The organism is Kitasatospora sp. NPDC057198 (genome assembly GCF_042670125.1).
Lineage (GTDB): Bacteria > Actinomycetota > Actinomycetes > Streptomycetales > Streptomycetaceae > Kitasatospora.
On the sequence record NZ_JBHUWH010000519.1, the window covers coordinates 1 to 5227 of the forward strand.

The 5227-nt window shown below is 71.0% G+C and carries 3 protein-coding genes; 1 reads left to right on the top strand and 2 read right to left on the bottom strand.

Features of this window, described 5'->3' with window-relative positions; genetic code table 11:
* Nucleotides 1-39: 39 nt before the first annotated feature.
* Entirely contained in the window at nucleotides 40-2823 is a 2784-nt protein-coding gene (gene secA / locus ACFUEL_RS34525; protein ID WP_380241328.1) for a preprotein translocase subunit SecA, read from the bottom strand.
* 219 nt (nucleotides 2824-3042) lie between these two features.
* Between secA and ACFUEL_RS34530 the strand changes: the two genes are divergently transcribed.
* Nucleotides 3043-4266: a winged helix-turn-helix domain-containing protein gene (locus ACFUEL_RS34530; RefSeq protein ID WP_380241330.1), complete on the top strand. Its 1224-nt coding sequence runs from the start codon at nucleotides 3043-3045 to the stop codon at nucleotides 4264-4266.
* An 87-nt stretch (nucleotides 4267-4353) separates the two neighbouring features.
* Here ACFUEL_RS34530 and ACFUEL_RS34535 read toward each other — a convergent pair whose 3' ends face one another.
* Nucleotides 4354-5079: a response regulator gene (locus ACFUEL_RS34535; protein WP_380241332.1), complete on the bottom strand. Its 726-nt coding sequence runs from the start codon at nucleotides 5077-5079 to the stop codon at nucleotides 4354-4356.
* Nucleotides 5080-5227 lie beyond the last annotated feature (148 nt).

Genomic DNA, 5227 nt, shown 5'->3' on the forward strand with positions numbered 1-5227 from the left:
ACCCCGGAAGGAGTGGCGCCCCGCGGGACACGAGCCGGGTCACGCCTTGCGGCGCCGACCGCCCTTCGCCGCCTTGGCGGCCTTGCGGCGCTCGGCCCGGGTCAGGCCGTCGCCCTCGGAGGCCGGGCCGTCCTCGTCCTCGAAGTCGCCCTCGACCACGCCGCCGCCGACCTCGTCGGACGGGGCGATGTAGTGGAGCTTCTTGCGCTCGGGGGCCTCCAGGCCCTTGGCGCGGATCTCCGGGCGGGCGGCCGGGACGGCGGCGTCCTTCTCCAGCTTGTCGAGCAGCACCTGCTCGTCGTCCGGCACCGGCACCTCCTCGACCTGCTGCTCGACCTGGACCTCCAGGTTGAACAGGTAGCCGACGGACTCCTCCTTGATGCCCTCCATCATCGCGGAGAACAGGTCGAAGCCCTCGCGCTGGTACTCGACCAGCGGGTCGCGCTGGGCGTAGGCGCGCAGCGCGATGCCCTCCTGGAGGTAGTCCATCTCGTAGAGGTGCTCGCGCCAGCGGCGGTCCAGCACCGACAGGACGACCCGGCGCTCCAGCTCGCGCATGATCTGCTCGCCGAGCTGGTCCTCGCGGCGGCCGTAGGCGGCGGCGATGTCCTCCTGGATGGCCTTGGTGAGGAACTCGGAGGTCAGGCCGCCGCTCTCCGCGGCCTCCTCCTCCAGCTCGTCCAGGTCCAGCGAGACGGGGTAGAGCTGCTTGAGCGCGGTCCACAGCTTGTCGAGGTCCCAGTCGTCCTCGAAGCCCTCGCCGGTGGCGGCGTTGACGTACGCGGCGACGGTGTCGTCCATGAAGTGGCCGACCTGCTCCTGCAGGTCCTCGCCCTCCAGGACGCGGCGGCGCTCGCCGTAGATGACCTCGCGCTGGCGGTTGAGGACCTCGTCGTACTTGAGGACGTTCTTGCGGATCTCGAAGTTCTGCTGCTCGACCTGGGTCTGCGCGGAGGCGATGGCGCGGGTGACCATCTTCGACTCGATCGGCACGTCCTCCGGGACGTTCGCCATCGACAGCACGCGCTCGACCATGCCGGCCTTGAACAGGCGCATCAGGTCGTCGCCCAGCGACAGGTAGAACCGGGACTCGCCCGGGTCGCCCTGGCGGCCGGAGCGGCCGCGCAGCTGGTTGTCGATCCGGCGGGACTCGTGCCGCTCGGTGCCCAGGACGTACAGGCCGCCGATCTCCTGCACCTCCTCCTGCTCCGCCTTGACCGCGAGCTTGGCCTTCTCCAGCGCCGCCGGGAAGTTGGCCTCGTACTCCTCCGGGGTGTCCTCGGGGGTGATGCCGCGCTGGGCGAGCTCGGCAGCGGCCAGGTGCTCGGAGTTGCCGCCGAGCATGATGTCGGTGCCGCGGCCGGCCATGTTGGTGGCGACGGTGACGGCGCCCTTGCGGCCGGCCTGCGCGACGATCTGCGCCTCGCGCTCGTGGTGCTTGGCGTTCAGCACCTCGTGCGGGATGCCGCGCTTGCGCAGCTCCTGCGACAGGTACTCGGACTTCTCGACCGAGACGGTGCCGACCAGGACCGGCTGGCCGTCCTCGTGGCGCTTGGCGATGTCCTCGACCACGGCGGCGAACTTGGCCGGCTCCGACTTGTAGATCAGGTCGGGCTGGTCGATCCGCTTGGGGGTCTTGTTGGTCGGGATCGGGACGACGCCGAGCTTGTAGATCTGGTGGAACTCGGCCGCCTCGGTGGTGCCGGTACCGGTCATGCCGGACAGCTTGTCGTACAGGCGGAAGAAGTTCTGCAGGGTGATGGTGGCCAGCGTCTGGTTCTCGTTCTGGACCTCGACGCCTTCCTTGGCCTCGATCGCCTGGTGCATGCCCTCGTTGTAGCGGCGGCCGGCCAGGATGCGGCCGGTGTGCTCGTCGACGATCATGACCTCGCCGTTGATGACGACGTAGTCCTTGTCGACCTTGTAGAGCTCCTTGGCCTTGATGGCGTTGTTCAGGAAGCCGACCAGCGGGGTGTTCACCGACTCGTAGAGGTTGTCGATGCCCAGGTAGTCCTCGACCCGGGAGACGCCCTCCTCCAGGATGCCGACGGTGCGCTTCTTCTCGTCGACCTCGTAGTCGCGCTCGATCTTGAGGCGCTGCACCAGCTTGGCGAAGTCGTTGTACCACTTGGTGGCCTGGTCGGCCGGGCCGGAGATGATCAGCGGGGTGCGGGCCTCGTCGATCAGGATCGAGTCGACCTCGTCGACGATCGCGAAGTTGTGGCCGCGCTGCACCAGTTCGTCCTGCGACCACGCCATGTTGTCGCGCAGGTAGTCGAAGCCGAACTCGTTGTTGGTGCCGTACGTGATGTCCATCCCGTACTGGCGCTTGCGCTCGGCCGGCGACATGTTCGCCAGGATCACGCCGACCTCCAGGCCCAGGAAGCGGTGCACCCGGCCCATCCACTCCGAGTCGCGCTCGGCGAGGTAGTCGTTGACGGTGATCAGGTGGACGCCCTTGCCGGTCAGCGCGTTCAGGTACGCGGGCAGGGTGCCGACCAGGGTCTTGCCCTCGCCGGTGCGCATCTCCGCGACGTGCCCGTAGTGCAGGGCGGCGCCGCCCATGATCTGCACGTCGTAGTGGCGCTGTCCCAGGACGCGCTTGGCGGCCTCGCGGACGGTGGCGAACGCCTCGGGAAGGATGTCGTCGAGGCTCTCGCCGTCGGCCAGGCGGGACTTGTACTCGTCGGTCAGCGCGCGCAGCTCTTCGTCGGTGAGGTTGACGAAGTCCTCTTCGATCGAGTTGACCTGGGCGGCAATCCGCTGCAGCTTGCGGAGGATCTTGCCCTCGCCTGCGCGCAGGATCTTGTCGAAGACGGACACGTGAGCGGGCTCCTTGCCTCATTCGGCTCTGGATGACTGCCGGTGGGGAGTTCACCCCACCGTACGGGCCATCGTATGCGAGGAGCCCGAGCGGCCGGGAGGTCCGTCAGCACGCTATTCCTGTGTCACCCCTGGGAGCACATCGTCCGATGCCGGGTCCAAACGGTCAAAGCGGTTGGCCGGCTCCTGGTTGTCAGTGGTCTCGCCTAGCCTCGCCCCATGGCCCAGACTCCTGCCGAGATCCCCGCTGCGGCCCCCGCCGCGCTGCCCGCCCCCGCCGTACGGCTCAGCGCGGACCAAGCCCGCCGGATCGCCCTGCGCGCCCAGGGCCTGGTCGGCCCGCCCGACCGCCGGGCCGGCGCCGGGGGCGTGCTGCGGCGGCTCGGCGCCGTCCAGTTGGACACCATCTCGGTGCTGGCCCGCTCGCACGAGCTGGTGCCGTACGCCCGGCTCGGCGCGGTCGGCCGCCGCCCGGTCGAGCAGGCGTACTGGGGCCGGGGCACCGCCTTCGAGTACTGGTCGCACGCGGCCTGCGTGCTGCCGATCGAGCAGTGGCCGCTGTTCGCCTTCCGCCGCCGCGCCTACCGGAGCAAGGGCCACGTCTGGGGCCACCCGGTCTCCCCCGCCGCCTACGCCGGGGTGGTCGACAGGCTGCGCGCCGAGGGCCCGCTGACCTCCACCGGGCTGGGCGGCGCCAAGCGGACGTCCGAGTGGTGGGACTGGTCCGACACCAAGATCGCCGTCGAGCGGGCGCTCGCCTTCGGCGACGTGGTGGTCACCGAGCGGCGCGGCTGGAAGCGGGTCTACGACCTGGCCGAGCGGGCCGTCCCCGCCGAGTTGTTCGAGCAGGACCTCACCGACGCCGAGTGCCTGGTGCGGCTGGTGGCCCTGGCCGGGGCCGCGCTCGGCGTGGCCACCCGGGCCGACCTGCTGGACTACCACCGCCTCAAGAGCGCCCAACTGGACGCCGTGCTCCCGGAGTCGGGCCTGGTCCCGGTCGAGGTGGAGGGCTGGGGCGCCCCGGCCTGGGCCGACCCGGCGGCGCTGGCCGCGGCGGACGCGGCGGGCGGCGGCGCGGGCCGCGGCCGCCACCGCACCACGCTGCTCTCCCCGTTCGACTCGCTGATCTGGGACCGGCCGCGCACCGAGCGGATCTTCGGCATGTCCCACCGCCTGGAGGCGTACACGCCCCGGCACAAGCGGGTGCACGGCTACTTCGCGATGCCGCTGCTGACCGCCGGCCGGCTGGTCGGCCGGGTCGACCCGGCGCGCGCGGGCGGTGTCCTGGTGGCCCGTCAAGTCTCGCTGGAGGCACCGAAGTTCGTCCCCGCGCTGGCCGAGGCGCTGCGCGAGGCGGCCGCCTGGACGGGCTGCTCGGGCGTCCGGGTGGAGCGGCTGGAGGACGAGTCGCTGCGGCCGGAGCTGGAGCGGCTGCTGGGCTGATCCGCCCGGTGGCCGACCCGGTGGCCGCTCCCGGCGGCCCCTCCCGGTCGGCGGCCGGTCGGCGGCCGACCGGCGCCCAGCCGGTGCTCAGCCTATTTCGAGGATCTTCTCACGCATCGCGTACACCACCGCCTCCATCCTGGAGTGCAGTTGGAGCTTCTCCAGGATGTTGCGCACGTGGTTCTTCACGGTGTTCTCGCTGATGAACAGCTCCTTGGCGATCTCCCGGTTGTTCATCCCGGTGGCCACCAGCTTGAGCACCTCCAGCTCCCGGTCGGTCAGCCGGGGCGCGGGCAGCAGCTCCCGGTCGTCCGAGCGGCGCTGGATCATCGACTTGAACTCGGTCAGCAGCTTGGCCGCCATCGACGGGCTGATCTGCGACTGGCCGTCGGCCACCGCCCGGATCGCGGTGGCCACCTCGTCGGTGGAGATCTCCTTCAGCAGGTAGCCGGTGGCCCCCGCCTTGATCGCCTCGTAGAGGTCGGCCTCCTCGTCGCTGATCGTCAGCATGATGATCTTGGCGCTGGGCACCACGTCCTTGATCGCGGTGCACGCCTCGATCCCGCTGCGCCGGGGCATCCGGACGTCCATCAGGATGATGTCCGGCAGCAGGTCGGCGGCCTTCAGCACGGCCTCCGCGCCGTCGCCGGCCTCGCCGATCACCCGGATGTCCGGCTCCTCGGCCAGCACGATCTCCAGGCCCCGGCGGAACAGCGCGTGGTCGTCCACCACCAGCACCCGGATCGGCTCCGCGCGGTGCGGCGGAAAGCCGGTGCTCCCCGGCCCCTGGCCCTCGCGCGAAAGCTCCCCCATCCGCCCCTCCCCCGCCCGTCAGGTCATGTTCGACGCCGCCCATCATTCCACGGCCCGGCCCCGCCGCGGTCACCCTGCGGCGCCGAACCGCCCGGCTGGGTGACCCCGGGCGCACCGGTGGCCCGGCAGCCGCACCGGCCGCCGGGCC

Bases quoted from the DNA above. Each gene is read 5' to 3' on its own strand.
- ACFUEL_RS34530 (WP_380241330.1), top strand. From the start codon at position 3,043: ATGGCCCAGACTCCTGCCGAGATCCCCGCTGCGGCCCCCGCCGCGCTG.
- ACFUEL_RS34535 (WP_380241332.1), bottom strand. From the start codon at position 5,079: ATGGGGGAGCTTTCGCGCGAGGGCCAGGGGCCGGGGAGCACCGGCTTT.